The following is a 15,445-nucleotide window of genomic DNA, read 5'->3' on the forward strand; positions in this document are numbered from 1 at the left end:
GGTCAGGCGGTGGGCGCCATGCGTACGCCGGCCTCCTCGGCCCGGCCGTACGAGTCGTCGATCAGCACCACGTCACGGCCGGCGTTGGCGAGCAGGGACGCGGCGGCGGTGGCCCGGTAGCCGGAGCCGCAGTGCACCCAGACGGTCCCGGCGGGGATGTCGGCGAGCCGCTTCGGCACGTCCGGCAGCGGCACGTGCACCGCACCGTCGACGTGCCCGGCCTTCCACTCGTTCGTCATCCGCACGTCGAGGACGACCTGCGGCTCGGGCAGCCCGGCCGGGGTCTTCCCGGCCTGCGCGGCGGCGAGCGCGCCGAAGTCGGCCACCGCCAGCTCCCGCAGCTGCGACGGGTCGCCGGTCCACTGCTCGGGCTCGCCGGTGGCCTGGGCGGCCGGACGGTCGATGCCGATGCGGACCAGTTCCCGCTGGGCGTCGGCGACCTGCTCCGGGGTCTGCGCCAGGAACGTGATCGGCACACCCCACTCGATCAGCCAGCCGAGCCACGTCGACATCGGCCCGTCCAGGCCGAGGCTGACGGTGCCGGCCAGGTGCGAGGCCGCGTACGCCTTGCGGTGGCGCAGGTCGACCACCCACTCGCCGGCGGCGATACGACGGCGCAGCTCGTCGGCGTCGGCGCGGGCCACCGGCGTGAGGTCGACCGGGGCGGGACCGGCGGCGTTGGCGACGCCCATGTGGGCGTAGTACGCCGGGTAGGCGTCCAGCCCGGCCAGCGTCTCGGTGACGAACCGGTCGGCGGCCAGCCGCAGCACCGGGTTGGCCTCCTTCTCCCGGCCGATCGTCGACTCGGGGGCGTCGGCCTGGCTGGCCGAGCAGAAGCTGCCGAAGCCGTGCGTGGGCCAGACCTGCGCGCCGTCGGGCAGCAGGTCGGCCAGCTTGCGCGCCGAGGCGTACTGGTGGTGCGCCAGTTCGTGCGCGTACTGCTGGCCGAGCAGGTCGGTGCGGCCGGTGGTGCCGAACAGCAGCGAGCCGCCGGTGAACACGCCGGCCGCCGTCCAGCCGCCGTCGGTGGCCTCGTCGAGCGCGTACGACAGGTGGTGGAACGTGTGACCAGGGGTGCCGATCACCCGCAGCCGCATCGTGTCGGACACCGGCACGGTGTCGCCGTCGGCGGCCGGGGTCCGGTCGAACTCGACCGTGTCGGCGGCGGCCACCAGGTACTGCGCGCCGGTGATCCGGGCCAGTTCCAGGCCGCCGGAGACGTAGTCGTTGTGGATGTGCGTCTCGACCACGTGGGTGATCCGTACGCCCTTGGCGCCGGCCAGGTACAGGACGCGGTCGATGTCGCGCTGCGGGTCGACCACGATCGCCACCCGGCCGTCGGAGGCGAGGTAGCTGCGGTCGCCGAGCGAGGAGGTCGCGATGACGGACACGTCGAGAGTCATGCCGTTTCCTCTCATTGCCTATATACCCCGGGGGGTATGCGTGGGACAGTCTGCGGCCTGGGTCTCCAGGCAGGTGTTTACCCGCCCGCGTCGCTGTCACACGGCGCGGGCGGGACTCAGCCGGTCAGGCGGGCGCCGTCAGGCCAGGGACAGGAAGAGCTTCTCCAGCTCCTCCTCGGTCATCTCCGGCTCCTCGCCCGCCTGGCGGGCGGCGTCGCAGTAGCGCATGCCGGAGGCGATGATCTTGAAACCGGCCCGGTCGATGGCCTTGGAGACCGCGGCGAGCTGGGTCAGCGCGGCGCGGCAGTCCTCGCCGTTCTCCATCATCTCGATGACGGCGTTGAGCTGCCCCCGGGCCCGCTTGAGCCGGGTCAGCGCCTCGCCTGTCATCTCCGGTCGAAGATTCACGTCGTACCTCCTGCGCTCGAAGATACCCCAGGGGGTACCAGTGCCGCCACCCGTCAGGCGGTCTTGGCCCGGACCTCGTCCATGTCGAGGTCGCGCACGGCCCGGATCAGCTCCTCCAGCCCGGCCGTCGGCAGGGCGCCCGGTTGGGCGAACACCAGCACGCCGTCCCGGAACGCCATCAGTGTCGGGATCGACCGGATCTGGGCGGCGGCCGCCAGGGCCTGCTCGGCCTCGGTGTCGACCTTGCCGAAGACGATGTCCGGGTGCTGCTCGCTGGCCTTCTCGTAGACCGGCGCGAACGCGCGGCAGGGGCCGCACCAGCCGGCCCAGAAGTCGACCAGGACGATGCCGTCCCGGTTCACGGTCTCCGCGAAGTCGGTGGTGGTCAACGCCACGCTCGCCATCAGGTACCTCCGTCGGTTTCGGGTTCCGGCATGTGTAACACACCCCCGGGGGTATCCATTCCGGGGGGTGGTGCCGGGCCGCTGGCTTGATCGACTCCAGGTCGGGGAGGTGGCGGGGTCCGGGTGAGCGGGATCCAGCCACCTCGGCGTACTGGCGGAGCGGGCCGGCAACTAAGGGTCAGTGAGGGACACGCAGGGTCGCCGGAACATCGACGGAGCGCTTATCCTGTGCGCCGGCGATCCCGGCGGAAGGGACACGATGGCGTCGCGGCAGGACCAGCTGCACTCGTACCAGTTCACCGTCCAGCGGGCGGTCGCCGCGCTCGTCATGCGGGAGACGGACCCGCCGCAGTCCCCGTTCCGCCGGCTGGCCGGCGCCGGTCTGGCCAGCGTCCTGGTCGCGGCGATCGCGCTCGGCGGCGTCGCCCTCTACGGCCTGTTCACCGGCGGCGGTGACTCGTGGCGCGAGACGGGCGCGGTGATCGTGGAGAAGGAGTCGGGCGCGCGATTCGTCTACCGCGACGAGAAGCTGCACCCGGTGTCGAACTACGCCTCCGCGCTGCTGATCATCGGGGCGGAGCGGCCGAAGACGGTGCTGGTCGGCCGCCGCGCCATCGAGGGGGTGCCGCGCGGCCTGCCGCTCGGCATCGCCGACGCGCCGGACTCGCTGCCCGCGCCGAACCGGCTCGTCCGCGACGCCTGGACGCTCTGCTCGGTGGCGGGCGACGAGGCCGGGCGCGGGGAGACCGGACGTCCGGCGGCGGGGCGCGGCGAGGCACGCTCGGTGCTGCTGATCGGGCGGGAGGCCGCCGGCGGCCGGGCGCTCGGCGACCTGGGCCTGCTCGCCTTGCACCCGGACGGCGGCCTGCACCTGCTCTGGCACGACCGGCGCTACCTGCTGCGCGACACGGACCGGGTGCTCGCCGCGCTCGCCGCCACCCGGGAGCGGGCGGTGCCGGTGGCGGCGGCGCTGCTGAACACGCTACCGGCCGGCGCCGACCTGGCCCCGCCGCCGGTGGACGACCTCGGCGAGCCGTCCGAGCGGGTCACCGGTGCGACGGTGGGCGACGTCTACCTGGTGCGCAACTCCGGCGGCGGACGGCAGTACGCGGTCGCCAAGCGCGGTGGGCTGGCCGGCATCACCGAGTTGCAGGCGGCGCTGCTGCTGGCCCGCACCGGCCAGGGCGAGCCGGAACCGATCACGCTCGGCCGGTTCGCCGCGCTGCCGAAGCTTCCCGGTCTGGTGCCCGGTGGGGCGAGCGCGCCGCCCACCGTACCGCCCCGGCTGGCCACCGACGAGGGCGCGCTCTGCGCGCGGGCCGACGACGACACAGGCGTCCGCGAGCTGCGCCTGGGCGTCACCGCGCCGGACCCGAACGCCGCCGCGCGGACAGCCGGCGGCCGGGCCGGGCTCGCCGACGCGGTGGTGGTCGAGCCGGGACGCGGCGCGCTCGTGGAGGCGGTGCCCGCGCCGGGCGCGACCGGCGGCGCGATCTGCGTGGTCACCGACCTGGGCCGGCGGTACGCGCTGACCGGCGCGGACGTGCCGGGCATGCTCGGGTACGCGGGCGTGCGCCCGGCGCGGCTGCCGGCGGGCCTGGTGGACCTGCTGCCGGCCGGTAGCCCGCTCGACCCGGAGGCCGCCCGCACGGTCGCCGCGCCCGCCTGAGCGCCGAGCGCGCGATCCGCTGGGGAGAAAGAGCAGCGGTCAGCCGGCGGGGCGGCGCAGCACGCTCACCGCGAAGTCGGCGTCGTCCCGCCACGGCCGCAGGTCCCAGGTGGCGAAGCGGTGCTCGGGGCGCAACCCGGCGGCGACCGCGTCGGCGTCCAGGTCGGCCACCGGGTAGCCGCGGTCGGTGCCGAAGCCGACCACGACCAGGCCGTCCGGGCGCACGTGCGCGGCGACGCGGGCCAGCACGTCGCGCTCGGTGCCGGGGGCGACGAAGACCATCACGTTGCCGGCCAGCACCGCGGCGTCGAACGGCTCGGCCTCGCCCTGGGCGGCCAGGTCCAGCTCGGCCAGGTCGGCGACCAGGAAACGGGGGCCGGGATGGTCGGCGCGGGCCGCCTCGACCAGCGTCGGGTCGGCGTCCACGCCCACGACGTCGTGCCCGCGCGCGGCGAGCGCGGCGGCGACCCGGCCGGTGCCGCAGCCGGCGTCCAGGACACGCGCGCCCGGCGGTACGAGCGCGTCGAGCAGCCGCGCCTCACCGGACAGGTCGGCGCCCTCGGCGGCGAGCTGACGGAACCGGTCCACGTACCACTGCGAGTGGCCGGGCTTCGTGTCGGTCACCCAGCGGGTCGGCTTGGCCATGGGGCCACCGTAGCTGATCTTGTGGCAACGGGTCAGGCGAGCGCCAGGAACGTGCCGGCGGCGAGCGGCCCGCCCAGCGCGACGCCGGCCAGCACCTGCGGCCAGGTGTGGTCGCCCAGCCGTACCCGGGACCAGCCGACGGCCGCGACGAGCACCCAGCCGAGGCTCGCGGCCGGGCCGGCCAGCGGCACCAGCACGGCGACGGTGGCGGCGGCCACCGCAGCGTGGATGCTCAGCTTCCACCAGTGGTTCACCAGCGCGCAGGCCGCGCCGACCACGAAGACCACGACGATCACGGCGAACAGTTCGGCCGGCGCGCGGACCGCCGCCAGCAGCAGCAACCCGGCCGCGACCGAGGCCAGCCCGATCGACAGCGGCCGGGCCCGTTGCGTGCGGTCGCCGACGTGCCGGTCGGTGAGGCGTCCCCGGCGTACGCCGTGCACGAGCACACCGATCGGGATGACGGCGCAGAACGTGAGCGCGATGCCGCCCCAGAGCAGGAACTGGCCCGCCGAGCGGCTGACCCGGGCGGCGGCGATCAGCGGCAGCGCGGTGACCAGGACGGTCGGGGCGAGCGCCTCGGTGAGCAGCCGGGCCGCCCGCGCGCCGGCCCGGCGCTCCCGTGATGCTCGCACCCGATCATCCTGGCACGGATGCTCAGCCCTTCTCGGCTCCGCTGGTGAGTCCCTCGGTGAGCAGGCGTTCCCCGGCGAAGAACAGCACCACGATCGGCAGCGTGAGGATGACCGAGCCGGCCATCAGCACGGTCTTGGGCACCTCCACGCCGTCGGCGAGCAGGGACAGCCCCAGCGACACGGTCCACCGGTCCGGCCGGTCGACCAGGAACAGCAGCGCGAACAGGTACTCGTTCCAGGCGATCATGAAGTCGTACAGCGCGACCGCCATCACCGACGGGGCCGCGAGGGGCAGGCTGACCCGGCGGATGATCCCGAGCCGGCCGGCGCCGTCGATCGCCGCGGACTCCTCCAGGCTGACCGGGATGGTCTCGAAGTAGTTCTTCAGCATGTAGACCGACACCGGCAGCGTCTGCGAGATGTAGACCAGCACCAGCCCGGTCAGCGACCCGCGCAGCCCGGCCCGGGTGAAGACCACGAACAGCGGGATCGCGATGACTATGGACGGGAACAGGTAGACCGCCAGGAACAGCGCGCTGACCTGCCGGCGGCCGAAGAACCGCAGACGGGACACCGCGTACGCGCCGGGGATGGCGATCACCAGGGTGAGCGCGGTGGCTGCCAGCGCCACCAGGCCGCTGTTGCGGATGAACGTGAGGAAGCCCTGGCCGCCGTCGGAGACGGACTTCAGCACCTCGGCGTACGTGGCGACGGTCAGCTCGCCGAACGGCACCCAGAGCGAGCCGGGTTCGAGCAGCAGGCGTTCGATCGGGCGTACCGACAGCACCAGCATGTACCAGAACGGCAGCAGCGTGACCACCAGGAACCCGGCGATCACCAGCCGGCGCAGCCAGCGCAGGCTCACCGTCTCGATCCGGTCCCGGTCCATCACGCCTCCCGTCGCGCGCCGAAGAAGCGCAGGTAGATCGCCACGAACACGAGCAGCACCACGGCGAGCACGACCGCCTGGGCGGCGGCCGCGCCGATGTCGGTGCGGGCGGTGAGGAACTGGTAGACCCGTACGCTGACCACCTCGGTGCCGGCGGCGCCGCCGGTGAGCAGGTAGACGTCGTCGAACTTGTTGAACGTCATGATGAACCGCAGCACCCCGATCAGCGCGATCACCGGCATGAGCTGCGGCAGCAGGATGTGCCGGAACCGCTGCGTGGGTGTCGCCCCGTCGACCCGGGCGGCCTCCTCCAGCTCGACGGGCACCGCCTGGAGCCGGGCCAGCAGGAACAGGAACGCGAACGGGAAGTAGCGCCACGCCTCGAACGCGATCACCGTCCACAGCGCGGTGGACTCCTGGGACAGGAACGGCACCGGGGAGTCCCAGCCGAGGAAGCGCCGCCCCCAGTCGTTGACGATGCCGAGCTGCGGGTCGAGCATCACCTGCCAGACGAACGTCATGGCGACCACCGGCGCCACGTACGGCAGCAGCATCGACGCGCGCACCAGCGTGCGGCCCCGGAACGGCCCACGTACGGCCAGCGCCGCCACCAGGCCCACCACGATCGAGCCGGCGGTGCCGCCGACGCTGTAGAGCACAGTGGTCCAGAGCGTGTCGGCGAACCCGGGCGTGTGCAGCACCCGGTCGATGTTGTCCAGGGTCAGCTCGCCGAACAGGCCGGTCTTGCGCAGCGTCGCCAGGCGTACCCGCTGGAAGGCCAGCACCACCGTCCAGACGATGGGTATGCCGATCACCGCGACCACGACGAGCAGGGTCGGGGTGACCAGCGCGAGCCCGGCGCGGGACTCGCGGCGGCGCAGCGTCAGCGGGCGTCGGCCGGGTCGGCGGGGTCGCTCCGGCGCGGGGGAGCGGCCGGCCTCCGGCGCGGTGGTGGTCAATTGACGCCCTTGGCTATCGCTTCGACGTCCTTGCGGGCGCGTTCGGCGGCGGCGCGGGCGTCGGACCTGCCGCCGACGACGTCGGCCAGCGCCTTGGGTACGGGCAGCTCACCGAGGATGGCGCCGACGAGCTTGCCCTGGTTCTCGGTCAGGCCCCAGCGCTGGAACGTGTCGGGGCTGCGCCGCAGCGTGGCGAGCACGTCCTCGCCGTAGACCTCCGACAGCGGCTTCTTGGTGTCCACACCGGCCGGGCTGGTGTTCCAGGCGGTCCGGAACTTCTGCTTGTCCTCCGGGGTGCCGGTGCGCACCGGGAAACGCCCCTCGGGGGACATGCCGAACCAGCGCGGGTAGCCGTCGGAGAGCATGTACTCCACGAACGACTTCGCCGGGTCGGCGGCGCCGTCGAGCACCGCCCAGGAACTGACCTCGCCGTACTGGGCCGGCTCGGTGCCGTTGGGGCCCTTGATCGCGGTGACGAACCCGCTGTTCTTCGCCAGCCAGGCCGGGTCGGACTGGCACTGCGGGCAGGTCGGCCGGGCGTCGGCGCGCAGCCCGGCCAGCTCGTCGAGGATGAACGGCGACCAGATCAGCATGGCCGCCTTGCCGGCGAAGTAGGTGGCCCGGGTGGTGTCGACGTCCTGGGCGCCCTTGACGGAGTTGTTCCGCATCAGGTCGCCGTAGAAGCGGAACGCCTCGACGCACTCGGGGGAGTCCAGAGTGACAGTGCCGGAGTCGTCGGTGAGCCGGCAGTTGTTCGCCAGCGCCAGATGCTCGAACGTCTGCTGGGTGAACACGTCACCGGGGGAGGTGGCCGCGGTGATGCCGGCGACGCCACCGGTGTTCAGCTTCGCCGCCGCGGCGGCGATCTTCTCGTACGTGTCGGGCGCCGGCAGGCCGGCGGCGGCGAACAGGTCCTTGCGGTAGACGAGCAGCTGGCCCCACCCGTCGCTCGGTACGGCGAGCTGCGTGCCGCCGTCGCTGGTGAGTTCCAGCGCGCGGGGCGTGAACGTGTCCCGGCCGAGCCGGTCGACGACGGCGGCGTTGGCGTCGGCGTCGAGGAGTTCGTTGGCGGACAGCGTGCGCACCCCGGCCAGTGAGACCGAGCCGACCACGTCGGGCAGGTCGCCGGCGGCGGCGCTGGAGGCGATCAGGGACGGGAACTGGTCCTCGTTGACGGTGACCAGGTTGACCTTGACGCCGGTCTTGGCGGTGTAGTCGGCGATGATCGCCTTGGTGGCGGCGACGCGGTCCGCCACGTCTTCCAGGCTCCAGACGGTGATCTGCGAACTGTCGGATTTCTGCCCGTCGTCGCTGCATGCGGCCACGCCGGTCCCGGCCAGTGCCAGGATCAGGCTGATTGCGAGCCGCCGCGTGGAGGGTGATGACATCGGTGGCACTCCTCTCGAAAGAGCACGGCCTGCCGCTAATACCCATCGATTCATCAATCGAATCACATATGCCCATTTTTTGGGTTAGAATCGGGGTCGGCACTTCACTCGGAGCGACGCCATGAGCAACTGGGTTGTCTCTCTGGCCGGGCCCCGGCACGTACGCCTGGAGCCCTGCCCCACCGACCGGCTCGGTCCGGGTCAGGTCCGCGTCCGCACCCGCTACTCGGGCATCTCCGCAGGCACCGAACTGACGCTCTACCGGGGCAGCAACCCGCGACTGCGCAAGGACTGGGACGCCGGCTCCCGCATGTTCGTGCCCCGCCAGGCCGCGCCCGCGTACCCGGTGGTGGGTTTCGGTTACGAGGAGGTCGGCGAGATCGTCGAGGTCGCCCCCGACGTGGCCGGGCGACGGCCCGGCCAGCTCGTCTGGGGGATCTGGGGGCACCGCGCCGAGGCCGTGCTCCCCGCGACGGCCGCGCATCCGCTGCCACCGGGCCTCGACCCGCTCGCCGCCGTGTTCGCCCGGCCCGGTGCCATCGCGCTGACCGCGGTGCTCGCCGGTGACCTGCACCTGGGCGACTGGGTGGGCGTGTTCGGGCAGGGCGTGATCGGGCTGCTCGGCACGCGCCTGGCCGCGCTCTCCGGCGCCCGCGTCGTCGCCGTCGACCGGATGCCGGGCCGGCTCGCGCACGCCACCCGGTTCGGCGCGCGCCGGGTGGTCGACGCCGCCGCCGACTCGCCCGCCGTCGCGCTGCGGGCCGCCACCGACGGCCGGGGCGCCGACGTGTGCCTGGAGCTGTCCGGGTCGTACCCGGCGCTGCACGAGGCGATCCGCGCCACCGCGCACGCCGGGCGCGTCGTAGCGGCCGGCTTCTACCAGGGGTACGCCCACGGGCTGGAACTCGGCGAGGAGTTCCACCACAACCGGATCCAGCTCGTGGCCGCCCAGGTCTCCGGGCCGGACCCGGCACCCGGCACGGCCGGCCGGTGGTCCGGGACGCGGATCGCACACACCTTCATGGACCTGGTGGCCGAGGGCAGCGTCGACCCGCTGCCGCTGGTGAGCCACGTCGTCGACGCGGGCGCGGTGGCCGACGCCCTGGCGTTGCTCGACCGCGGTGACGGTGACGTCCTCCAAGTGGTGCTGAGGTTCTGATGGACATTCCGCTCTCGTGCCAGGAGCAGTTGCTTCCCGGCACCGACCTGATCCAGAAGTACGCCCTCGCCGTCTCCCTCGGCTACCAGGGCATCGAGCTGCGCGGGCGGGGCGACCTGGCCCTGGCCCGGCGGCTGCCGGAGCTGCGCCGTGCCCGCGCCGCCGGCGTGGTCATGCCGACCTCCTGCGTCGAGATGGACCACTTCATCGGCGACTTCGACCCGGCCCGTTCCCGCGACGCGGTGGACAACCTGCGCTCCCAGCTGTCGGTGATCGCCGAGCTGGGCGGCGTCGGTGCGATGACCCCGGCCGCGTGGGGCATGTTCTCCTACCGGCTGCCGCCGTTCGAACCACCACGCTCGGCCGACGGCGACCGGCGGGTGCTCGTCGACGCCCTGGGCGAGCTGGCCGGGCACGCCCGCGCCGAGGGGGTCACCGTGTTCCTGGAACCGCTCAACCGGTACGAGGACCACATGGTCAACCGGCTCGACCAGGCCGTCGAGCTGTGCCGCGCCGTCGGGTCACCGGCGCTGCGGGTGGCCGCCGACACGTACCACATGAACATCGAGGAGGACGATCCGCACGCCGCGCTGCGCGCCGCCGCGCCGTACCTCGGGCACGTCCAGGTCAGCGACTCCAACCGGCACCAGCCCGGCGCCGGGCACCTGGACTGGGGCGCGCTGCTGGCCACGCTCGACGCGATCGGCTACACCGGCTGGCTGGCGCTGGAGTGCCGGCTGCGCGGCGAGCCGGTCGCCGCGCTGCGCCAGGCCGCCACCGCGCTGGCCCAGGCCCGTCCCCGGCGGGCCGCCGCATGACGCTGACCACCCGGGTACGCGCCGACGCCGACCGCCACGCCCGGCTGCGCCGCCTCGCGCTGGCCACCCTGGACGCCAACTGGGAACACGACCACACGGTCCCCTCGCGCACGCTCTACCCGCACCAGTGGAGCTGGGACTCGGCGTTCATCGCGATCGGCCTGGCCCACGTCCGCCCCGACCGGGCCTGGCGGGAGCTGCGCACGTTGTTCGCCGCGCAGTGGGTCGACGGGCGGGTGCCGCACATCGTGTTCAACCCGGCCTCGCGCGCCGGGCCGTACTTCCCCGGGCCGCAGTTCTGGGACTCGGCCCGCGCCGACGGCTCACCGGCCCGGGCCACCTCCGGGATCGTCCAGCCGCCGGTGCACGCCCCGGCCGCCTGGCTGGTGCACCGCCGCGCGCCCGGCGAGGCGTCGGTGGCCGCGCTGCGGCGGCTCTACCCGAGGCTGGTCGCGCAGCAGCGCTACCTGACCGGCCGGCGGGACGCCGGGGGCGGCGGGCTGGCGTCGATCGTGCACCCGTGGGAGTCCGGGCTGGACAACAGCCCCGCCTGGGACGTGCCGCTCGCAGGGGTGCCCGCCGACGAGGCGGTGATGCGCGCGTACCGCCGGCACGACACCGCGCACGCCGACGCGGCGCAGCGCCCCACCGACCTGGACTACGCGCGGTACGTCGCGCTCGTGGAGAGCTACCGGGCCGGCCGCTACCGGGACGAGGGCCTGCTCGGACGGCATCCGTTCCTGGTGGAGTGCCCACTGGTGAACGCCGCGCTCGGCGTCTCCGAGTACGCCCTCGCGCGCATCGCCGCTGTGATCGGCGCCGACCCGGGGCCGCACCGCGACCGGGGCGCCCGGATCACCGAGGCGCTCGTCACCCGCCTCTGGGATCCGGTCGCCGGCACGTTCCGTCCCCGCGACGTGCGCGCCGACCGGCTCGTGCCGGCCCGGACCGTGCTCGGGCTGATGCCGCTGGCGCTGCCCGAACTGCCCGCCGCGCAGGTGTCGGCGCTGCTGGCCGAGGCGTGCTCGCCGCGCTTCGGGCTGGCCGCCCGGATGGACCGGCCGCTGCCCACGTACGACCGCACCGCGCCGGACTTCGAGCCGCTGCGCTACTGGCGCGGCCCGAGCTGGATCAACACCGGCTGGCTGCTCTGGCAGGGACTGCGCACCCACCGCCGCGTCGACCTGGCCGCCGGGCTGCGCGAGTCGCTGCTCGACCTGGTCGACCGGGCCGGCTGCCACGAGTACTTCCACCCGGACACCGGCGCCGGTCTCGGCTCACCGGCGTTCAGCTGGACCGCCGCGCTGGTGCTGGACGCGCTCGCCCAGGAGTGACAGCGGCGGGCGCCGGGCACGCCGGCGCCCACCGGGCCGTCCAGGGCTCAGGCGATGCCGGCCGGGGTGGCGCCGCCGATGCGCAGCGCCGACATCGGCGCGTCGTCGATCGCGTAGCCGAGCGCGTCGACCACCTCGACCACGCCGCTGACCTGCCGGGTCAGCCGGACCGCGAGCTGCGCGGTGGACCGGCACTCCACCTGGCCGGTGAGCGTCACCACGCCCCTGTCGACTGTCACGTCCACCACCCCGTCGCGGACGCCGAGGCTGCGCCACAGCACCTCCTCGACCACGTCCCGCCGGATGCCGGCGTCCGGGCGCAGGTGCACCTTGAGCAGGTCGCCGCGGGTGACGATGCCGACCAGCCGGCCGAGGTCGTTCACCACCGGCAGCCGCTTCACGCCGCGCGCGTCCATCAGCCGGGCCGCCTCCACGATCGTCGCGTCCGGCGTGATGGTGACCGGGGGAGCGGTCATCAGGTCGGCGGCGAGCGTCGCGCCGGCCTTCGCCCGCGCCTCGCGGCGGTGCCGGTCCGGCAGGATCCGCCGCTCCTGGGGCTGGCCCAGGAACTCCACCTTGTACATCAGGTCCGCCTCGGACACCACGCCCAGCACCCGGCGGGTCTCGTCCACCACCGGCGCCGCCGTGACGTGCCGCTCGGTCAGCACGTCGACGATCTCCCGGTAGTCAGTGCCCTCCCGTACCGACGCCACGTCCCTGGTCATCACGTCCTGCACCTGCCACGTACGCATGGCGAACCTCCCTGTGTCCGCCTCCGACGCTAGGCGGCGGCGACGGGCCGGAGCAGGGGCGCAAAGACCAGGTCAGGGGGCCGGAGGTCCCGAATCACCCAGCCGCGACGGGCTCCGCGACCTCGTCGAGGGGCGGCTCGGCGGTCAGCAACTCGGCCGGCACCGGCTCGACCTCCACCCGGCAGTCGTGGAACGTGGGCGCCTCGCCCAGGTCGGTGTCCCGGACGCCGGTGACCGCGTTGACGGTGGACCGCCCCGGGCTGCGTCGCGCCCAGTACGCCTTGTACGTGAACGCGCACCCCGGCCGGGTCGCCTCGTCCACCGCCACCGCGGCGAGGAACGCGCCCCTGTCGTTGTGCACCCGTACCGCGTCGCCGTCGGCGAGCCCGCGCGCCGCCGCGTCGTCCGCGTGCAGGTGCACCAGGGGCGGCCCGGCGAGGCGGGTGTGCCACGGCAGCGACGCGAACGTGGAGTTCATCAGGTAACGGTTGGCCGGGGTGAGCAGCGTCAGCGGGAACCGGCGGGCCAGCTCCGGGTCGGCCGCCTCGGCCGGTGGCGTGTATCCGGGCAGCGGGTCCACCCCGAGCGCGGCCAGCGCCGGGTCGTGCAGCCGGGCCCGCCCGTCCGGGGTGGGGAAACCGCCCTCGGCGTACGGCGCGGAACCCACCGGCACACCGGTGAGCCGGGCGTACGTGCGCTCACGCAGCTCCTCATACGTGATCGGGGCGTCGGCCAGCAACTGCCGGGCCAGGTCCTCGTCGCTGTCCCGGAACGCCGGGTGGTCGATCCCGAGCGCGGCGGCGATCCGCCGGAAGATCTCGGTGTTCGGCAGCGCCTCGCCCGGCGCGCGGGTGACCGGCAGGTTCAGCGTCGTGTAGTGGTGCCCGTAGGACGTCTGGAGGTCCAGGTGCTCGGGCTGCATGGTGGCCGGGAGCACCACGTCGGCGTAGTCGCAGGTGTCGGTCCAGCGCTGCTCCAGCACCACTGTGAACAGGTCGGCGCGGCCGAGCCCGGTCAGCAGCCGGGCCTGGTCCGGGGCGGTCGCCGCCGGGTTGGCGTTGAACACCACCAGCGAGGTGACAGGCGGGTCGGCCTCCCCGGTGAGCACCGCGGCCAGCCGGCTCATGTTCAGCGACCGGGCCGGCGGGGCGGGCATGCCGGCCGGCCGGATCACCGGGCCGTTGTCGACCCGGTGGTGGCCGCTGGTGGTCACCAGCGCCCCGCCGCCGGGGTACCGGAAGTCGCCGGTGACCAGCGGCAACGCGCAGATCGCCCGGATCGCCTGCCCGGCGCCGTGGTGCCGTTGCAGGCCCAGCCCGACCCGTACCGCTGTGGGCCGGGTGGTGGCGATCCGCTCACCGAGACGGCGGATCGTCCCGGCCGGCAGGCCGCACTCGGCGGCGGCCCGCTCCACCGGCCAGTCGTCGAGCCGGGCGCGCAGTTCCGGCCAGCCGGTGGTGTGCGCGGCCAGCCACGCCTCGTCGGCCGCCCCGGCGTCGCGGACGTGCCGCATCAGCCCGAGAGCGAGCGCCGCGTCGGTGCCTGGTAGCGGCGCGACGTGCTCGTCGCTGCGGGCCGCCGTGTCGGTGCGCAGCGGGTCGATCGTCACCACGTACGCGCCGCGCTCGCGGGCCTGCTGCACGAACGGCCACAGGTGCAGGTTGGTGACGAGCGGGTTGGCGCCCCAGAGCACGATCAGGTTCGCCTCGACGATCGACTCCGGTTCGAAGCCGACCGAGGCGCCGTAGAGCGAGCGCAGCGCCGCCCGCGCCGCGGCCGTGCAGATGGTGGTGTCCAGGCGGGACGCGCCCAGGTGGGCGAAGAGCCGGGGCCCCATGGTCCAGCCCTGGACCAGGCCCATCGTGCCGGCGAAGTAGTAGGGCAGCACCGACTCCGGGCCGTCCCGCTCGATGCTCGCGCGCAGCCCGGCGGCCACCCGGTCGAGGGCCTCGTCCCAGCTCGCCGGCCGGTACGCGACCCGGCCGGTGCCCTTCGGGCCGGTGCGGACCCAGGGCGTGGTGAGCCGGTCCGGCCCGTTCACCGCGTCCAGGTAGCGGTTCACCTTGCCGCAGAGCGCGCCCCTGGTGAACGGGTGGTCGCGGTCGCCGCGCAGCGCGACCGCCCGGCCGTCGTCGACTGTGAGCTGCCAGACGCAGGTGTCCGGGCAGTCCAGCGGGCAGGCGCCGGGGTGGGTCGTGACGGGGGCCATGGGCGGATGCTACCGACGCGACCGGCCACCTGCCCTCCGGCTTTTCCGCCTCCCGGTGGGTGGGGCGTTTGGCCGGGGTGGGGGCGGGTACCCGCCGGGGCCGACCGTTGTGGGCGTGGTGCCCGCCGGCGGCGAGGGGAGGGGTGGGATGCGGTTCCCCCTGTTCGTCGAGGCGGTGGCGCGGCGGGCCGAGTTGCCCGCTGACGAGGCCGCGACCGTCTCCCGTGCCGTGTTGCAGACCCTCGCCGACCGGATCACCGCGGACGAGACGACGGACCTGGCCGCGCAGCTGCCGGACGACGTGGGCGGCTATCTGGAGCCCGCCGGCACCGCCACCACCGGTGGCGCTGTCGACTTCCTGTACCGCGTGGCCGAACGCGCGGCGGTGGACCCGGCGGTCGCCGAGGTGGGTGCCGTCGCGGTGCTCGCGACGCTGCGCGACACGGTGACGGTGAGGGAGTTCCACGACCTCGTCGCGCAGCTCCCGAAGGGCTTCGACGCCATGGTGGACCCCATCCCACGACCGCCGTACGATGTCTGAGCAGGCTCCCCGCGATCCGGGTCGAGCTGCGGCACCGAGGCCGTCGCGGCGAAAGATTCCACGGCCTGGAAGTATTTTCACCGTAAAATAATTTGTCGGTTGTCACGTACGCTGAAAAACGTCTACGCGCTAGAGGGATGATCGGACGAATTCCTCCGTCCGAGGTTCCAAGGTGCCGTCCCCTCTTCGGCTCAAGCCTCATCGCCGCTCTTCCGGCGCACGGATCGAGCCA

Annotated in this window: 15 protein-coding genes; 5 read left to right on the top strand and 10 right to left on the bottom strand. The window is 73.9% G+C overall.

Annotated features, from left to right (window positions below; all coding sequences use genetic code 11):
- Nucleotides 1–2: 2 nt before the first annotated feature.
- The 3 genes from IF06_RS0103985 to trxA all read right to left on the bottom strand — a co-directional run bounded on the left by IF06_RS0103985 (nt 3) and on the right by trxA (nt 2,215).
- On the bottom strand, nt 3–1,403 hold the full coding sequence (locus tag IF06_RS0103985; RefSeq protein ID WP_030269066.1) for an MBL fold metallo-hydrolase: 1,401 nt from the start codon (nt 1,401–1,403) through the stop codon (nt 3–5).
- 138 nt (nt 1,404–1,541) lie between these two features.
- Nucleotides 1,542–1,811, bottom strand: coding sequence for a metal-sensitive transcriptional regulator (locus IF06_RS0103990; protein ID WP_013285930.1), 270 nt, complete (start codon nt 1,809–1,811; stop codon nt 1,542–1,544).
- 53 nt (nt 1,812–1,864) lie between these two features.
- Nucleotides 1,865–2,215 carry a thioredoxin gene (gene trxA / locus IF06_RS0103995; protein ID WP_013285931.1) on the bottom strand — a complete coding sequence of 117 codons (351 nt, stop codon included), beginning with the start codon at nt 2,213–2,215 and terminating at the stop codon, nt 1,865–1,867.
- 259 nt (nt 2,216–2,474) lie between these two features.
- Between trxA and eccB the strand changes: the two genes are divergently transcribed.
- A complete protein-coding gene (eccB, locus tag IF06_RS0104000; RefSeq protein WP_030269069.1) occupies nt 2,475–3,884 on the top strand; it encodes a type VII secretion protein EccB in 1,410 nt (469 codons plus the stop codon).
- 39 nt (nt 3,885–3,923) lie between these two features.
- Here eccB and IF06_RS0104005 read toward each other — a convergent pair whose 3' ends face one another.
- Genes IF06_RS0104005 through IF06_RS0104025 form a run of 5 tightly spaced genes read right to left on the bottom strand, consistent with a single transcriptional unit; the run spans nt 3,924 to nt 8,400 of the window.
- The gene (locus tag IF06_RS0104005) at nt 3,924–4,529 is read right to left on the bottom strand and encodes a class I SAM-dependent methyltransferase (RefSeq protein ID WP_013285933.1); all 606 of its coding nucleotides are present in this window, start codon (nt 4,527–4,529) and stop codon (nt 3,924–3,926) included.
- A 32-nt stretch (nt 4,530–4,561) separates the two neighbouring features.
- Nucleotides 4,562–5,164: a phosphatase PAP2 family protein gene (locus IF06_RS0104010; protein WP_013285934.1), complete on the bottom strand. Its 603-nt coding sequence runs from the start codon at nt 5,162–5,164 to the stop codon at nt 4,562–4,564.
- A gap of 22 nt (nt 5,165–5,186) precedes the next feature.
- On the bottom strand, nt 5,187–6,053 hold the full coding sequence (locus tag IF06_RS0104015) for a carbohydrate ABC transporter permease (RefSeq protein WP_013285935.1): 867 nt from the start codon (nt 6,051–6,053) through the stop codon (nt 5,187–5,189).
- Nucleotides 6,053–7,012, bottom strand: coding sequence for a carbohydrate ABC transporter permease (locus IF06_RS0104020; protein ID WP_030269071.1), 960 nt, complete (start codon nt 7,010–7,012; stop codon nt 6,053–6,055). Before IF06_RS0104020 ends, IF06_RS0104015 begins: the two co-directional genes overlap by 1 nt.
- Entirely contained in the window at nt 7,009–8,400 is a 1,392-nt protein-coding gene (locus IF06_RS0104025) for an ABC transporter substrate-binding protein (protein WP_030269073.1), read from the bottom strand. Before IF06_RS0104025 ends, IF06_RS0104020 begins: the two co-directional genes overlap by 4 nt.
- Nucleotides 8,401–8,521: 121 nt before the next feature.
- Here IF06_RS0104025 and IF06_RS0104030 point away from each other — a divergent pair, with 121 nt between their 5' ends.
- The 3 genes from IF06_RS0104030 to IF06_RS0104040 are packed head-to-tail and all read left to right on the top strand — an operon-like array spanning nt 8,522 to nt 11,711.
- Nucleotides 8,522–9,559 (top strand): zinc-binding dehydrogenase, encoded by a 1,038-nt coding sequence (locus tag IF06_RS0104030; RefSeq protein WP_030269075.1) that lies wholly within the window; start codon nt 8,522–8,524, stop codon nt 9,557–9,559.
- Entirely contained in the window at nt 9,559–10,377 is an 819-nt protein-coding gene (locus IF06_RS0104035; protein WP_030269076.1) for a sugar phosphate isomerase/epimerase family protein, read from the top strand. Before IF06_RS0104030 ends, IF06_RS0104035 begins: the two co-directional genes overlap by 1 nt.
- Nucleotides 10,374–11,711 (top strand): MGH1-like glycoside hydrolase domain-containing protein, encoded by a 1,338-nt coding sequence (locus IF06_RS0104040; RefSeq protein ID WP_030269078.1) that lies wholly within the window; start codon nt 10,374–10,376, stop codon nt 11,709–11,711. Before IF06_RS0104035 ends, IF06_RS0104040 begins: the two co-directional genes overlap by 4 nt.
- Before the next feature lie 47 nt (nt 11,712–11,758).
- On the opposite strand, the gene IF06_RS0104045 is transcribed toward IF06_RS0104040, so the two are convergent.
- Nucleotides 11,759–12,463, bottom strand: coding sequence for a CBS domain-containing protein (locus IF06_RS0104045; protein WP_013285941.1), 705 nt, complete (start codon nt 12,461–12,463; stop codon nt 11,759–11,761).
- Between the two features lie 94 nt (nt 12,464–12,557).
- A complete protein-coding gene (locus IF06_RS0104050; protein ID WP_030269080.1) occupies nt 12,558–14,672 on the bottom strand; it encodes a molybdopterin-containing oxidoreductase family protein in 2,115 nt (704 codons plus the stop codon).
- 148 nt (nt 14,673–14,820) lie between these two features.
- On the opposite strand from IF06_RS0104050, the gene IF06_RS0104055 reads away from it, so the two are divergent.
- Nucleotides 14,821–15,213, top strand: coding sequence for a DUF2267 domain-containing protein (locus IF06_RS0104055; protein WP_030269082.1), 393 nt, complete (start codon nt 14,821–14,823; stop codon nt 15,211–15,213).
- Nucleotides 15,214–15,445 lie beyond the last annotated feature (232 nt).

The sequence above is a fragment of the Micromonospora globosa genome, from assembly GCF_000717585.1.
In the GTDB taxonomy this organism is placed as follows: domain Bacteria; phylum Actinomycetota; class Actinomycetes; order Mycobacteriales; family Micromonosporaceae; genus Micromonospora; species Micromonospora aurantiaca.